General features: G+C 59.4%; 10 protein-coding genes. 5 read left to right on the top strand and 5 right to left on the bottom strand.

What is annotated here, in order from left to right; all coding sequences use genetic code 11:
- Positions 1–60 precede the first annotated feature (60 nt).
- The 5 genes from P2G67_RS09250 to rfbC all read right to left on the bottom strand — a co-directional run bounded on the left by P2G67_RS09250 (position 61) and on the right by rfbC (position 6,258).
- Positions 61–1,080: a methyltransferase domain-containing protein gene (locus P2G67_RS09250; protein WP_275822311.1), complete on the bottom strand. Its 1,020-nt coding sequence runs from the start codon at positions 1,078–1,080 to the stop codon at positions 61–63.
- A 76-nt stretch (positions 1,081–1,156) separates the two neighbouring features.
- Positions 1,157–3,376 carry a glycosyltransferase family 2 protein gene (locus tag P2G67_RS09245; RefSeq protein WP_275822309.1) on the bottom strand — a complete coding sequence of 740 codons (2,220 nt, stop codon included), beginning with the start codon at positions 3,374–3,376 and terminating at the stop codon, positions 1,157–1,159.
- 82 nt (positions 3,377–3,458) lie between these two features.
- On the bottom strand, positions 3,459–4,424 hold the full coding sequence (locus tag P2G67_RS09240; protein ID WP_275822307.1) for a hypothetical protein: 966 nt from the start codon (positions 4,422–4,424) through the stop codon (positions 3,459–3,461).
- Between the two features lie 54 nt (positions 4,425–4,478).
- Positions 4,479–5,645, bottom strand: a complete 1,167-nt coding sequence (locus tag P2G67_RS09235) for a nucleotide sugar dehydrogenase (RefSeq protein WP_275822305.1) — start codon at positions 5,643–5,645, stop codon at positions 4,479–4,481.
- 64 nt (positions 5,646–5,709) lie between these two features.
- On the bottom strand, positions 5,710–6,258 hold the full coding sequence (rfbC, locus tag P2G67_RS09230; protein ID WP_275822302.1) for a dTDP-4-dehydrorhamnose 3,5-epimerase: 549 nt from the start codon (positions 6,256–6,258) through the stop codon (positions 5,710–5,712).
- A gap of 227 nt (positions 6,259–6,485) precedes the next feature.
- Between rfbC and P2G67_RS09225 the strand changes: the two genes are divergently transcribed.
- From P2G67_RS09225 to P2G67_RS09205, 5 genes are read left to right on the top strand one after another with little or no spacing between them, the layout of a single operon-like run.
- Complete coding sequence (locus tag P2G67_RS09225; protein ID WP_275822300.1) at positions 6,486–8,630, top strand: glycosyltransferase; 2,145 nt, start codon at positions 6,486–6,488, stop codon at positions 8,628–8,630.
- Between the two features lie 36 nt (positions 8,631–8,666).
- Positions 8,667–10,124, top strand: a complete 1,458-nt coding sequence (locus tag P2G67_RS09220; RefSeq protein ID WP_275822298.1) for a mannose-1-phosphate guanylyltransferase/mannose-6-phosphate isomerase — start codon at positions 8,667–8,669, stop codon at positions 10,122–10,124.
- Between the two features lie 23 nt (positions 10,125–10,147).
- Positions 10,148–12,565, top strand: coding sequence for a coiled-coil domain-containing protein (locus P2G67_RS09215; RefSeq protein ID WP_275822296.1), 2,418 nt, complete (start codon positions 10,148–10,150; stop codon positions 12,563–12,565).
- Between the two features lie 17 nt (positions 12,566–12,582).
- Complete coding sequence (locus P2G67_RS09210) at positions 12,583–14,361, top strand: coiled-coil domain-containing protein (RefSeq protein WP_275822294.1); 1,779 nt, start codon at positions 12,583–12,585, stop codon at positions 14,359–14,361.
- A 46-nt stretch (positions 14,362–14,407) separates the two neighbouring features.
- Positions 14,408–15,718, top strand: a complete 1,311-nt coding sequence (locus P2G67_RS09205; RefSeq protein WP_275822292.1) for a class I SAM-dependent methyltransferase — start codon at positions 14,408–14,410, stop codon at positions 15,716–15,718.
- Positions 15,719–15,720 lie beyond the last annotated feature (2 nt).

Raw genomic sequence — 15,720 nt, 5'->3', positions numbered from 1 at the left:
GGCGAGTATGGAAAGGCGGGCGGGGGGATGCAAGGTGTGGTGTGTGTGGGGGGGGGCGCGCTATCCAGGCTTCACCACCCACAAGCGGACGCCGCGTTCCTTCAGGCGGCGAGTCAGGCATTCCATGACGTTGGCGTGGGTCAACATGGCGCCTTCGATGTAGAAGAAGAGAGATTCCACGGGGGCCTCTGCAGCGATTATTGAACAGAATTCGTCAACAAAATCGCTGTCCTTGGATAACTCCTTGCCTATAAACCCCCAATCCGGCCTTTCCTTCCCGACCATATCGCGCACGCGCTTGGCCGCAGGTCTCCAGGCGTAATAGGGATCGCGCGCCAGTTTTCCCAGCAGACGATCGGTGGAGATATCAGGCCAACCGACGTTCAGAAACTGCCGTGCGAGCGTGGTTTTTCCGCTGTTCCCAGGAGCTGCTATGAGAAGCGCTGTACTGACAAGCGGTGTGCAGTGCAAAACCGCTCTTCGGACGGCGTCGTTGCGCTTCTTCCCCCCTGAACTCACGTGCCGAACAGAATAATCCTTTAAGAGTATGTCATAGAGCATCCCCATAGACGGCACTCTCTTTAACTCATCCTCCTCACGTACTTCTGTCCAACAACGGGAAGACAGTTCTCCGACATACCCAGTTTCTAGGACAAATCGTCCCTTTGGATTCAAATGCTCCTTCACCTTTGCGAAGAGATGCGCCATATCTTCCCTGGCGCAAACATCGGAAAGCAGGAATACGACATCAAACATTTCGTCAGGGATTTGATTGCAATCACCAACGTAAAAAATGCCTGACGGGCACGCTTTTTGCGCCTGAGACAACTGCTTCTTGTTTTTCACCACCCCAACAACGCGGCTGGCGCCTTGCTTTACAGCCTCTGCGCAAAGGCTCAGGTCTTCGCAGCACAAATCCAGAACGGCACAGTCTTTGAGCGGTTGTGGACGGCGAGGTGGACCGTGGAGGCTTTCCAGCCTGAGCCTATCCATCCGGTGGTTCCTCTTGGGTGGAGATTCGTCTTTTGATTCCGGCGGGGCATCAGAAATGGCTTTCTTGCCCAGCCTGAGTTTCCACATCAAATCTCTCCCTCGTTGTGACGCAGAAACCGTTCACAGCAGCGAGCGCGGCTTCAGGCGCTCTCGCTTTCACAGTTTAGCGCAGCGAAAAGTCCTCGTGCGCCAAGGTCAGATTAGGGTTGTAAGCAGGATCGTTATCCAGTGCTTGGCCCCAGGTACGCCGCATGTAGGTCACCTCAGCCTTGGCGCGGGCGCGCTTTGCAGGAGTGTCGTCGGAGCCACGAGAGATGGATTCGTGATGATACAACTCCGCGTAAGGGGTCCAGATGTTGCGATAGCCGGCTTCACGAACTTTCAGGCAGAAGTCGACATCGTTGAAGGCGACGGGCAAATTCTCTTCGTCGAGCCCCCCGACCTCTTCAAATACGGACTTCCTTACCAGCAAGCAAGCAGCCGTCACGGCTGAAACATTATGGGCAAGTTTCAGGCGGTAAAAGTAGCCTGCCGCCCCTCGTGCGAAGTACTTGTGCGAATGACCTGCGACCCCACCAAGTCCCAGTATCACTCCGCCGTGCTGGATTGTGTCATTGGGGTAGTAGAGTTTCGCGCCGACGCAGCCGATCTCCGGTCGGATCGCCTGACGCACCATCTCCTTCAACCAGCCGGCATTGATGGGCTCTATGTCATTGTTGATGAGCCCCAGAATGTCGCCACGGGCGGCGCGAGCACCGAAGTTGTTGATGGCCGAGTAGTTGAAGGCATGGTCCCACTGCAGAACCCGGACGCGTGGATCGCGTTTGGCGATACTTGCCATGTAGCTCAGCGTCTCGGTGCAGCAGCTCTGATTGTCGAGAATGAGCACTTCGAAGTTGGGATACTCGGTGCGTGAGAGGATGGCATCCACACAGGGCTTGAGTATCTCGACCCGGTCGCGGGTGGGGATGAGGAGGCTGACCAGAGGCCCTGGGCAGGGAAGTGGCCAGCGCACTCGATAGCTGTTGGGAAAATTTTCCGCCTCCACCTCAGCCCCAGGCGCCTGCGCTGTTGCCGCCTCACGCACCGCTGCCAAACCAGCGCGGGCGGTATAGTCTTTCTGATTGCTGTCCAGCGCGGTCGAGCCCTCCCCAGCCCGCCAATGATAGAGGACGTAGGGGATGTGCACGATCTGGTCTGACCTCAAACGCGCAGCAACACGCAATGCAAGATCGTGATCTTGCGCTCCTTCAAAGCCCCTCCGAAAGCCCCCCACCTCCTGCACGATATCGGTCCGGTAGACGCCCAGGTGCGAAATGTAGTTCTGTGCCAAGAGCAGGTCTGGGTTCCAATCGGGTTTGAAGTGGGGATCGAAGCGCTGCCCCTGGGCGTTGATCTTATCCTCGTCGCTGTAAAGCAGACCGGCTTGCGGATTGCTTTGCAGGGCTTCGGCCACGTGCAACAGAGCATGCGGATGCAGGCGATCATCATGATCCAGGAGAGCAATAAACTCGCCCCGCGCCAACTCTAACGCACTGTTGCTGGCAGCACAGACATGGCCATTGCTCTCCCGAAAGACGTAAGTGATGCGAGGGTCGCGTGCTGCATAGTCCGCTATCAAATCGCGCACCGCCGGGTCGCTCGAGTGATCGTCTGCAATGCAGATTTGCCAATGGGCGTAGCTCTGCTCGAGAGCAGAGTCCAAGCACTCTCTAAGCCACTCAATCCTTGGATTGTACACTGGGAGGATTATCGAGATGAGGGGGCGGTGCCGAATCTGCGCGGCTGCCGCCCGAGCGCGCGTGTCCGTTATGTGCGCGCGCTCCTCCAGCCAGTCCTTGTAGTTCTCTTGGACAGTGCGATGATCGAATGTCGCATTGTAGTGCTCTAGCGCCAGATTGCGCCAATGGATGTCCTGCGCGCGAGCCCGCTGCTTTAGCTGTGCCAGGACAAGGGACTTCGTTTTGCCGCGCCAATCGGGGTGAACGCGGAGCAAACGTCCCAGCAAACGATCGCGCGCGAACCGAGGCGTGAGCCACACCAGCCGCAATCTTTTGAGAGTGAAGCGCCCTTCACTTTCCAGGGGGTCGAAGCGTAAGACTTTAAGGGAAGCGGGAAGAAACATCACCCGCTTGCCCGCCTGCCCGCTGCTCAGCCGTAGGCATAGGCTCTCCGCCTCGGTAAAGCCCTGCCCCCTATCGAGAAACACCCGGGCAGTCGCACAGGCTTGATCATGCTCGATCGTCAGTTCCAACATGCGCCACCCCGGCAGCCAGCGGCCAAGGCTGGGCTCTAGCAGGAACTGAGGATCAATGCCCAGCGCACGCCACTCAAAGCTATCATGCTGCTCCCGCTCGAGCTCATTGTGCGGTATCAAACGCATAGACAGTACTCATAGGAAGCGCTACGGGCGCGCGCGGCACCTCGGGAGGAAACAAACCGCCGCAAGGCGTAAGATACCACTATCACGCTTCCGGCGCCGGCACACGTCGCGGCTTGAGCGGGAACCACTGCCCGGTCTCGGCCACGCGGCACTGCACCCGGTCGCCGGGCGTGAGCTTTGCCGGCAGGTGGAAGCCCACATAGCCGCCGCGCGGCGGCCGCAGGCGGCAGAGCCCGGGGCGCAGCTCCACGGTTGGGCACTCGCCGGCCTGCTTGCCGTTGATCCAGACCTCCACCTCCACCGGCGCGTCGCGCGCATCGGCCCACCAGGCCCAGCCGGCCACCCGCTTCGCGTTGGTTTCCACCAGCCGGGCGTGGGCCCAGGGCCGGCCGGCGCGAAAGCTCTCCAGCCGCGCCTCGAAGAGCCCCACCGCCCGCGCATAGAGCGCGATGTCGCGCCGGTTGAGCTGTGTGAGTTCATCCCGCTCCTCCGCGGAAAGCGCGTCGAGCGCCGCCTGGCTGCGCTTGCCGCGGTTGTCCTTGCGCAGCGGCACCGCGGTGCCAAAGTGCGCGTTGAGCAGCTCCAGGCTCTCGCCATAGCGCTCGGTCAGGCCCAACAGGCCCAGGGCCTCCAGGTCCACCCCCTGCAGGAAGCGGCTTTGTCGGTTCTGCATCACCGGGCGGCTGTAGAAATCGCGGAAGCTGCCCTTGTAGTCATAGTGGCGTACGAAATGGGCATAGTCCGAGGCGATGCGCGGCAGGGGCTCGCGCAGGAAGGTCAGCGTGCGCCCGACGCCAAAGAGCGAGACGAAGCGATCGGCATTGACGTGCCCGCCAATCATGGCGTGCCCCGCGGCCGCGCTGGCCTGCCCGAAGCCCCAGACATCGTGCAGATCGCCGTAGAGATGCGCCTTCACCAGCGCCGAGGTGACTGCGGACTCCGCGCCATAGTCGTAAGCAATGGCCTCGGCCCCGAAAGCGGCCTCGGCGCCCAGGCGGAAGCTCGTGCCGGCGGTTTTGGGAATGTGGACGAAGAAGAGAGGGGGCATGTGGGGCAATTCTTGGATCTGATGCTCCTCCATCAGGTTCCTTAGCAGGCTCATTCAGTCGCAGCCAAACAGATCTCTCGTGTACACCTTATCCGCCACATCGGAGAGCTCATCCACCATCCTGTTCGCGAGAATGACGTCGGCACGCCGCTTGAACTCCTCCAGATCCCTAAGCACTGGCGACCCGAAGAAAGTCTCCTCCGTCAGGACAGGCTCGTAAACCACCACCTCGATTCCCTTGGCCTTGATGCGCTTCATCACCCCCTGCATCGCCGAAGCGCGGTAGTTGTCAGAACCCGCTTTCATGATCAGACGATGCACACCAACGACGCTCGGCCCCTTAGCCAGAACTGCGTTCGCGATGAAGTCCTTGCGGGTGCGATTTGCCTCCACTATGGCCTGTATCAGGTTGTTGGGCACGTCCTGATAGTTTGCGAGAAGCTGCTTGGTGTCCTTGGGCAAGCAGTATCCGCCATAGCCAAAGGAAGGATTCCGGTAGTGAGTCCCGATACGCGGATCCAGCCCGACGCCTTCGATGATCTGCCGGGCATCGAGCCCGTGCGTCTCGGCATAACTATCGAGTTCATTGAAGTAGGCGACCCGCATTGCGAGGTAAGTGTTTGCAAAAAGCTTGATCGCCTCCGCCTCGGTGCTGTTGGTGAACAGCACCCGCACATCCTCTTTCCAGGCTGCCTGCTTGAGCATGTCAGCAAAGGCTTCAGCCCGGCACGAACGCTCACCAACGATGATACGAGAGGGATATAGATTGTCGTAGAGCGCCCTGCCTTCTCGCAAAAACTCGGGCGAGAAGATCAGGTTCTCCGTTCCGAAGCGTTCACAGGCCTGGGCCGTATACCCCACGGGCACCGTTGATTTGATCACCATCACCACCCGCGGATTGATGGCCAATACATCTTCTATGACGGAATCGACACTGCTCGTGTCGAAATAATTCGTGCCTGGATCATAGTCCGTTGGCGTGGCGATGATAACGAAATCCGCGTCGCGATAGGCCCTTTCCTTATCCAAGGTAGCCTCAAATCTATCCGCATACTGAAGCAGGAATCTGGAAATGACTTCATCTTCAATAGGGGCATTTCCAGCGTTAAGCATCTCCACCTTCTGCGGCACAATATCCAAGGCCACCACCTCATGATGCTGCGCCAACAGCATCGCGTTGGACAGCCCGACGTACCCAGTACCGGAAACAGCTACCTTCACCGCCAACTCCTACCAACCTGCGCTCGCTATCGGCAGGCCGTCGCTGCCGGACGGACCATCGCCTTTAGGGAAACTTCGGGGATTCTTCAAATGACACCCCCTGCCCGTCCTTCTCCGACACCCGCGGCGGCTGGCCGCCGACCAGGGGCCAGGCGATGGCGAGGTCGGGGTCGTCCCAGCGGATGCAGTACTCGTCGCCAGGATTGTAGTAGTCCGTGCACTTGTACTGGAACTCGGCCGCTTCGCTGGTCACGTAGAAGGCGTGGGCGAAGCCCGGGGGGACCCAGAGCTGCTGCTTGTTCTCGGCGCTGAGCGTCGCGCCCACCCAGCGCCCGAACGTGGGGCTGGAGCGGCGCAGGTCCACCGCCACATCGAAGACCTCTCCGCGCGTCACCCGCACCAGCTTGCCCTGCGGCTTCTCGAGCTGATAGTGCAACCCGCGCAGGATGCCGTGGGCGGAGAGGCTGTGGTTGTCCTGCACGAAGGTGTAAGCGCCGCAGTGCACCTCGAACGCCGACTGGCGGAAGGTTTCCATGAAGAATCCGCGCTCATCGCCAAAGACCTTGGGCATCAGGAGAACGACGTCGGGTATGGCGAGGGGGGAGATGTTCATATTCAACTGCATGCTGGCGGCGGAGATAAAATCAGACGAAAGGAAGCAAAACGTCGCGCGTACCCTACCTAGCTACCCGCCCGGCGCGCGACCGGCAAGCGATCGGCTCTAGCACATGACTTCTCAAGCTGCCGCTGATGTGTTTCAAGAGGTGCTACAAGGGGATCAAACGCCCCGGATACCGGCCGCGATTCTGCATCCTCCTCCTACCATGGAAGCGTCCTTTTATGAAGCTCAGCGTGGACCATATCTTCAAAACGCTGTGGAACGCGCGAACCGATTTAAGGCGCCTCTCGCAGGAAGATCCTCGGCTCTTCAGAGAATTCGTCACACTTCGTATCAACAGCGAGTACCCGGCGTTGAAGCCGTGGCTCACCGAGAGCCTCATCCACGAGTGGGACCAAGACAAGGCTGATTACGAAGATCTTGGCGAGTGGCCTCGCCTGAACGGCTTGATTTACGCGGTCTGGGCTTCACGGCCTGATCTGCAGAAGGTTTTCCAGCTCCAGGATCCGGCCGGTCGCCAGCGCCTGTCGGACTGGTTCATCCTGCATGGCTTGCAGGAGCTGCAATTGGCGCCTCTGCTCGGAGACAGACTCCTGTCTCAGCTCAACAAACCGGTGCCGGAATCCCATCCGGCCATGGCCGGCCGGCAAAGCGGCGACCCGCCGCTGACCCGGCTCATGCTCACCGTGTGGGAGCGACGTAACGATGTGCGGCGCGCCTTCCCCATGGAAACTCCCGCCGGTTACGAAGACTTCCTTTCCTGGTACTACATCATCGGCGCCGTTGAACTGGGCCACGTGCCATTGATACACAAAGATCGCGCCGCGTGGTTGACGGCCCCTGTCACCACCGAAGGGCGTCAACGCCCGCATCGAAGATACCCCAAGATTCCATACTGGCTCGCAAACATTTTACGCCCTAGCGGCTTAAAGCTGAAGAAGGCCTGGTCTAAGCAACGGCCACTTACAACCGCCGAAACCGAGGCTGTTCAGCTTCGCAAGTCGCGTCATGCAAATTTAGGACTTGAAGCTTACCCGCGCATTCTTGTCTGGCTGTCACACCATCTTCCGGACGCGCCCGCCAAGATTAATGAGATGAGCCCGGAGCAGGCGCGCTCCTGGATCATGACCGACAAGGCTGCTCAGGCTCATCCGGTGCTTAAGAGAATTGGGGACGTACTTGGTCCCCCATCACTCCACCCCGCCCCTAGCATCGCCTGCTCCAGCAGTAGCCTCTACCACCGGCCCTTCGGCCTCAACCTGATTGGCTATGCGCGCGGGCAGTTTGGGATTGGCGAGGATGTGCGCATGGCGGTGCGCGCTTGCCAGGCTGCGGGCATTCCCTTCAGCGTCTACAACATTGATCCTGGCGCAGAAGTTACCCAGGACGACCAGAGCATCGACGCACATATATCCAGCGAGCGACCCTACCAGATCAACCTCTTCTGCACGACCGGCATAGAAACGGCGCTCTTACTGGCGAGGCATGGCCAAGAAATCTTTGAGGACCACTATAACATCGGCTATTGGCCCTGGGAGCTGCCGCAGTGGCCGGAGGCCTGGCATCATGCCTACGAACTTGTGGATGAGGTCTGGGCATCCAGTCGTTTTGCTTACAACGCTTATCGGCTGAGCGCGCCAGTCCCCGTCCGCCATATGCCTATGGCGGTTACGGTGGAGCAGACTGAATCTCTCTCCCGGCTCGACTTCGGGTTGCCGGCCAGAGATTTCCTTTTTGTCTTTGGCTTTGACTTCCTCTCCCACGCGACGCGCAAAAATCCCTACGCCGCCATAGATGCCTTCCGGCGCGCCTTTCCCCGCGGGGATGAGGCGGTCGGACTTGTAATCAAGGTCATGCGCGCAGGGCAGCGCCCCGAAGAGTGGCGGAAGCTGCAGCAGGTTATCACGGCCGATTCGCGTATTCGAGCCATCGCCGGCACCCTGAGCCGCGGCGCACTGCTCGATCTCTACCGCGCCTGTGACGCTTTCGTCTCGCTTCATCGCAGCGAGGGCTTCGGGCGGAATATTGCAGAAGCCATGGCCCTCAGGAAGCCAGTGATCGTCACTGGCTACTCAGGAAACATGGATTTCACCAACTCAGATTCGGCAGCGCTGGTTAAACACCGTCTCGTCAAGCTGGAGGAAGGAGACTATCCCTTTGGTGAAGGCCTCGAGTGGGCGGAGCCTGATGTGGACCACGCGGCCGAGTTGATGGCACGGCTGGTGGCTGACGCAGACTTCCAACAGCGCCTGGCTGTCCATGCGCAGCAGAACATTTGCCGCATCTGTCATCCGGATATCATTGGAGCAAACTACCGATACGTCCTAGAACACCTTGTCAAACCCGGTATCGAACGTAAAAGATAGGGTTCAAGACTATTAAGTTATAAAGGGAGGCGTTAGGTGCCAAAGGCTAATGTTATCACGCCGGTCATCCTCTCCGGCGGTTCCGGCAGTCGCCTATGGCCGATGTCGCGCGCGGGCTACCCTAAGCAATTCCTGGCGATTCACGGCCGGAACGGCAGCAGCATGTTGCAGGAAACTGCATTACGAGCGCAGGGCGAGGCCTTCGCTGCGCCCCTGCTGGTTTGCAATGAAGAGCATCGTTTCATAGTCGCCGAGCAGCTGCGGGAGGCGGCTATTGAGCCCCGCGCGATCATCCTTGAGCCTGTTGCCCGCAATACGGCACCGGCAGTTGCTGCGGCGGCAGTCAAGCTCGCACACCATGCGCCTGACGCGCTGATGCTGGTGATGCCATCCGATCACGTCATCCTTGATGTTTCAGCTTTCCAGGAGGCCGTTGCCAAGGCCGCAAAAGCCGCCGAGAAGGGGGCACTGGTCACCTTTGGTATCACCCCGAACGCCCCGACCAGCGGCTATGGCTACATTCAAAGGGGCAGCCTCTGGCCCGGTAACCTTCCGGGCGTCTATGAGGTGACCCGCTTCATCGAGAAGCCAGACGAGGCGACTGCTCGGCGATACCTTGAGACCGGTGACTATGCCTGGAACAGCGGCATCTTCCTGTTCAGCGCCGGAAGCTACATCGAAGCGCTAGAGAAGTTTCAGCCGGACATGCTGTCCGCCGCACGCGCAGCTCTGGAAAATGCTGAGGAGGATCTCACCTTCTGCCGTCTGGACGAGGAAGCATTTGCCGCCTCTCCTTCCGACTCCATCGACTATGCAGTGATGGAACACACTGACCAGGCAGCGGTGGTGCCGGTGGACATGGGGTGGAGTGATCTCGGTGCCTGGTCTGCCTTGTGGGAGATCGAAGAGAAGGACGCGCAGGGCAACGTCACCCGTGGGGACGTGCTTTTGCAGGACACCCGCAACAGCTTCGTCCAGGCCGACCATGCCATGGTCGCCGTGGCCGGCCTGGAGGACGTTGTCGTCGTCACCACCGACGACGCCGTCCTAGTCACCAGCCGCCACAGGGCACAGGACGTGAAGCAGATCGTCGACAAACTCAAGCATGAGGGCCGCGAAGAGCATTATTTGCATACCACCGTACATCGCCCCTGGGGCTCCTATCGCGGTATTGATCGGGGGGACCGGCATCAGGTCAAGCGAATCACTGTGAAACCCGGCGAGAAGCTGTCGTTGCAGATGCACTATCATCGGGCAGAGCACTGGATTGTTGCTAGCGGCACGGCGCTTGTCACTTGCGGTGACAGAGAGTTTTTGCTGCGCGAAAACGAATCGACCTATATTCCGATGGGCGAAACACATCGGCTCGAGAACCCGGGAAAGGTGCCCCTGCACATCATCGAGGTGCAGTCAGGCAGTTACCTGGGTGAGGACGACATCGTAAGATTTGAAGACGGCTACGGACGAGCAAAGACTCCTGAAGCCGCGCAATAGAGCCCGGTGAGAACGCGGTTCCAATGAAGTCCCTCTGCATCTCAGGCGCGTCCGCCGATTCCTGCGAATTCGCCGGGCGCATCATCTATGGCTCCGGCCTCACTCCCGCCAAACCGCTGCAACATGGCCGCATGATTGACATGCGAACTTGGCATCAACGAGCGGGGCCCCTGTTGTTGTCTGGGGAACCTCTGGGACGTCTGTGGGAACGTACGGCGGAAGAGTTGCTGCTAGTCAACCTTTCGGATGGAGCATGGGGGTGGTGTGAAGCCGAGAGCGTCTGGGCATTAGACTACTGGGCAAACCTCGATCCTAGCATTCACTTTCTGCTGCTCTGCGAGCCTCCCGAGAAAGTTTTGGCGGCCGCGCTGCTGCAGGGCGAAGCCGCGCCTGACTTTCACTGGCAACTTGAGGACTGGCGCGCCCGTCACAGCCGAATGTTGGAATTCTATCTGACTCATCCCGAACGCTGCCTGCTCGTGGACGCTTGGGAAGCCCAAACCTGCCCTGTCGCACTGGTAGAATGCATTAACGAACGTTGGCAGCTGCTACCCACTGCGTCCAGCGCAACAGAGATCGAGCAGTCCACAGCGACCAACTCACCCGCGTTCGAACTGTGCAAGACAATGGTAGCAACCGTCCTTAGTAAGGAACTTGCGACTCTAGAGGAACTTCGACAAGAGATTGAAGCAGCGCAACTGCCGCTGAGTGACACTACAGCGGGGCGGCTAGAGCGGCATCAAATAGAGCTTCCAGTATCAACGCTCGGCTTTTTCAAGCAGCTCCTGGACGATCGTGTGCAAGTTCATGCCGAGCGACAGGCGCGCGTTCAAGCAGAGCTAGAGTTGGATAAGGTTAAGGCGGATTTAAACGACAGCGCCATCGTGATCGACAACTTGGTTGCTGAAAAGGGCGAACTGGCTGAGCAACTTTATTGCGCGCAGCAGGAATTGGATGCCCAGAACCAAAAAGCCGCCCAAATCAAAAAAGAGATAGATGACCTCCTACGCGAGAAAGCGGCACTTTCAACTACACTAACTGAACAACTAGGCTTGCAGAAAGAGTGTGAGCAGCTGTTGGTAAGTCTGCATGAAGCTCAGGAGCGGTTGGAGCAGAGTAGCACCCAGCGCGAGCAAGAGAGCGCTTCCTTTGCACGGGAGCGTGAGGAACTACAGGCCGCTGTGAAACTAGCCCAACAAGAAGCGAACAGTGAAGTCGAGGCACTGAGACACAAACAGCGGCACTCTGAAAGGGAAACCGAACGCCTGCAGCAGGAGTGTGAGCGGCTCGTCACCAGTCTGTACGAAGCTCAAGAGCGGTTGGAGCAAAGTATTGTCCAACGCGACCAAGATAATACCACCTTTGTACGTGAGCGCGACACACTACAGACAGAGTTAGAACAGACCCGCTATAAAGCGAACAGTGAAGTCGAGGAACTGAGACAGAAACAGCGGCTCTCTGAAAGGGAAACCGAACGCCTGCAGCAAGAATGCGAAACTCTGTTGCTGAAACTGCATCAAACCCAGGATAGCCTTGAAAAAAGCACACAAGAGTCCCAGCGCCGGGACCATTCACTTCAAGAGCTGAGGCAGAGGCTCCACAACCTGAAGGGCAAAGCGGGACCAGCCTACGCAGCAGACTGGGCTGTAGCTGCTCTGCCACAGGCCAACCGGCTCGAAATGCAGTTTGAACAGCTGTTACTTGATGGAGTCGAGCATGATCGCTTGAACGCTAATATGGAGCATGATGACAAGCGGGTTAATCTTTTAGTTGAAACTGTAGAAGGCCAGCGCTGGACTATCGATAGCAACCGCCTCCCTAGCATTAACAGCCTGCCACTTAGTTGGCGCCAGTCCGCAACTGACCTTCTACCGTTACTGCATTGTAGCCTGCCACGAGAAGGCCTTTCGCATAGGGAGATCAAGCAATGGGAGCGCGCGTTTACCAGTTTGAGAGAGGTGCTCAGTGAGAGAACGCCGCAATTGGTTTTCGAAAGCGCGGAACTGCGCAATAGTCAGATCAATCCAGACTACGAGCACCTGTGGATTAGATTGCGGAAAGCCCAATTCGCCAACTCATCGCCAAACGACTGGCACTTCAGGATATCCTGCGCCAATGTTTCTCCTCATGCATTCGGAAGAGAACCGAAACTGGAAGTGCCACAGCAAGAACTGCAACTGCTCAAAGGCTGGTTCGAGGAAGGCCGGGATGATTTTGGCGCTAAACTGGAGTTGCGCTTTGCCATCCCCGACGCGATGGATCTCGGCGTTTGGATACGCCTGCCGCGGCAAGATCAGCACTTGATCCAATCATTGGTCCTGCAGTTGCCGGCCATAATCGAGAGTCTGGAGCAAAAGCCTACTTCCTTTGGTCGTCCCGCGGAGGACTGGAAGCAGCTGGCGGAGAGCATGCGCCGCATTCTGCAGGCCCAGGCGACTTGAAACGCGGAGCGCGCTCAATGACAAAGCAAAACAGTTCGGCGCACTTTCACACGCTGGTCTATCTAGGAGCTGGAGTTGGCTTGCCACTGACAGCCTGCGCCGCAACGGCCGATCGGGTATGGCTTATCCAAGCGTCCGCTAGTCAAGCTGGCAAGCTGGAGCGTGCGGCGGCTGAGTTGCACAATGTACGCGTGGAGAACGCGCTGGTGGATCGGGAGTCCCGATCGGTAACGTTTGAGGAATACAACCTCGCCTGGGCAAGCGGCATCGAGACTCCCGATGAATCCTTGCGACGCCTTTATCCCGGACTGCGCTGCCTTCACTCGGAAGTCCGGCAGAGTGTGGACATCAAGAGCCTCGTTAAAAGCTGCTTGCAGCACGCGGACGCTGCCGACGAAGTCGGTAGTGCTGTGCTTGTGATTGATTTGGGCAGGCAAGCAGAAGGCCTTCTGGCGACGCTCGCCGAGAGCGACCAATTAGCGCGCTTCGCATGGATTGTGGTCGTGCCGCCCCATCGAAGGACCCTGACGCTTTTACCGCCGCATGAGCTGCATGGTCCCCTTCCACTCCCGGAATCGCTGACTTGGCTGGGCGAAACGGCCCGAGGCTTCGTCGCCCACCCGCTGCTGGAGTGGCATCGAGAGCTCCGCCATGAGGCCGAGCAGCTCGCCCAGAAATTAGTGGAAAGAGAAACCAACCAAAACTCGCTTGAGGAGCAGCTGGCGGTTTTGTTGAAGGAACGCGATAGCCTTCAGGAGCAACTGGAACACCAGACGCAAGAGCGCGCCCTGCTGACCGAACAGTGCACTTCGGTCACCGCGGACTCCGAGAAGTTGCGCTTGCAGGCAGAGGAGCTCACACAAGAGCGTGATGAACTTTGGCATAAGGGCGAGGCGTTGGGGGGGGAGCGCGACGAGCTCAAGCACCGCGTTGAGGAGCTGACTGCGGAGCGCGAGGATGCCCTGCACCAGAACCATCTCAATCACGTCGCGCTGACCGAGGAGCGTGAGGTAAAGACAAGGCTGGAGGCAGAGCGCGATCGCCTGGCTCGCGAAATGGAAGCCCTGCGCCAGGAAAGCGAGCAGCAACGGCAACATTTGGGAGCACAGTCGCAGCAACAGGAGTCGTTGATCGCTGAGCGCGACGGGCTAAAACGCCAACTGGCGGAGTTGAATGAACAGCATGAGGGGGCCTTACATCAGAACAAGCTCAAGACAGAGGCCCTGCAGGAAGCGCAATCCCGCACCAACCAGTTGGTTGAAGAGCGCGGCGTTCTGCAGCAGCAATTGGACGAACGCACCCGCCAGCGCGATACCCAGGCCCAGCAGCGCGAAGCCCTCGCTCAGAAGAATGCCGAGCTGAACAAGCTGCTCGAAGAGCGCACCAAGCAGCGAGATAATCAGAACCGACAGCGCGAGGAGGCCATCCAGGAGCGGGATGCGCTAAGCGAGAAGTACGAGTCTCTCTCTCAGGCACAGGCGCAGCTGACCAAGGCGCGTGATCAACTGCAACAGCGCTTGGATGAGCTCTCCGAGCAGCAAGAGAAGGCCCTGCATCAGAACCACCTCAACCATGAGGCGTTGGGTGAAGAGCGCAAGCTCACGGCGCAGTTGACCGAGGAGCGCGATCAGCTTGCGCAAGAGCTGGAAGCTGCACGCCGACGCGAGGCGCAGAAGCACCAGCAGCTGGATGAAGAGCAGGCACGGCGCCAGCAACTGGTAGAGCAAGAGATGCTCAAGGCCGAGGCTCAACTCGAGCTGGTGCGCGACATCCTGACCCACGGCAAGGACCTCTGACGTGGCCCGGCGGCGCAAACGCAAGCAAAAGCGCCAGGAGACGGCCGTGTCTCAGCAGCGCGGCGGTCACGCGCGCAGCCATGTGGCAGATGGGCGACATTGGGCGCACACCCCCTCCCCCGCATCTGAAGGAACGCCATCGCTGCTGTTTCAGGCGCGCACCCATTGGCTGTTCGGTGAGTGGCAGCGGCTGTGTCAACTTGAGGCCGAGCGCGTCGCCCAGGATGCCGAGCGCGCGGCCGTGGCGCTTTTGATCAGCAGCGCGCAGCAGCAGGCGGGAGATCAAGGCAAGGCGCGGCAGTGGGCACGCCAAGCCATGCAGTGGGGGATGGCGCCGAACATGGTGGCGCGGCTCCTGGCGGCCGGCGTGCATAACACGCTGGGACGCATGGCCATACTGCGGGAGGACAACGGCGGCATGAGCCGCCATTTCACGGCAAGCCTACAACTCGCCGCCCTCAAGGACACCGATAGCGGCACCCTTGTGCGGGCCCGGGCAAGCCACGAGGCCAGCGCCCTCGGGCGGCAGCTGCCCGGCCTCAAGCCCCCTGTCCTGCCCCAAGCCCCATCCCCAAGCTCAGAAGACGACGGCTTCTATCGCGCCTTTGAGGATCGCTTTCGCGGGTCGCGCGAAGAGATCAAGCGACGCGTTGCCGTCTACCTGCCCTTCGTTACGGCCGTGGCCGAGCGACACCCTGGTGTCCCGGCGCTGGATCTGGGCTGCGGTCGCGGTGAGTGGCTGGAGGTGATGCGCGACGCCGGAATCTTGGCCGAGGGTGTCGACGAGGACGCAGGCATGTTGAGCGGCGGCCAAGCCCTCGGACTGAAGGTGTCACAGGGCGACGCTCTGGCTCACCTGCGCGATCAGCCTGACGCCAGCCTTATCAGCATCAGCCTCATTCACGTGGTAGAACATATCCCTTTCGATATGCTACGTACCACTGTCGCAGAGGCAAAGCGCGTTCTGGTGCCTGACGGCGTCCTGATCATGGAAACCCCGAACCCGGAGAACTTCTCGGTGGGCAGCTGTTCGTTCTATACGGATCCAACGCATCGCAATCCGCTGCCACCGCCCCTGCTCGCCTTCCTGCCGGAGTACTACGGCTTTGAGCGGGTCAAGGTTCTCCGGTTGCAGGAGAATCCGGCCCTGCACGACAAGCCGCGCTACGAACTGCATGACTTTCTCACCGGCATCAGCCCGGATTACGCCGTGGTCGCGCAGCCTCGACAAAGGGAAAGCAACAGCGCTGCGGGTCAAGAGGAGCAGGAGGCCTGGAGCAGGAACTACGGCATTTCTCTTGCGCAGCTGCGCAGAGCCGATCAACGACACAGCGATGACCAGGGACAAAGGCAATAAGA

Source organism: Aquibaculum arenosum, assembly GCF_029222965.1.
In the GTDB taxonomy this organism is placed as follows: domain Bacteria; phylum Pseudomonadota; class Alphaproteobacteria; order Kiloniellales; family DSM-21159; genus Aquibaculum; species Aquibaculum arenosum.
The sequence above is the reverse complement of the archived record's forward strand: the minus strand, read 5'-3'. Positions and strand labels throughout refer to the sequence as shown.

Bases quoted from the DNA above. Each gene is read 5' to 3' on its own strand.
- P2G67_RS09250 (WP_275822311.1), bottom strand. From the start codon at position 1,080: ATGTGGAAACTCAGGCTGGGCAAGAAAGCCATTTCTGATGCCCCGCCG.
- P2G67_RS09245 (WP_275822309.1), bottom strand. From the start codon at position 3,376: ATGCGTTTGATACCGCACAATGAGCTCGAGCGGGAGCAGCATGATAGC.
- P2G67_RS09240 (WP_275822307.1), bottom strand. From the start codon at position 4,424: ATGCCCCCTCTCTTCTTCGTCCACATTCCCAAAACCGCCGGCACGAGC.
- rfbC (WP_275822302.1), bottom strand. From the start codon at position 6,258: ATGAACATCTCCCCCCTCGCCATACCCGACGTCGTTCTCCTGATGCCC.
- P2G67_RS09225 (WP_275822300.1), top strand. From the start codon at position 6,486: ATGAAGCTCAGCGTGGACCATATCTTCAAAACGCTGTGGAACGCGCGA.
- P2G67_RS09215 (WP_275822296.1), top strand. From the start codon at position 10,148: ATGAAGTCCCTCTGCATCTCAGGCGCGTCCGCCGATTCCTGCGAATTC.
- P2G67_RS09210 (WP_275822294.1), top strand. From the start codon at position 12,583: ATGACAAAGCAAAACAGTTCGGCGCACTTTCACACGCTGGTCTATCTA.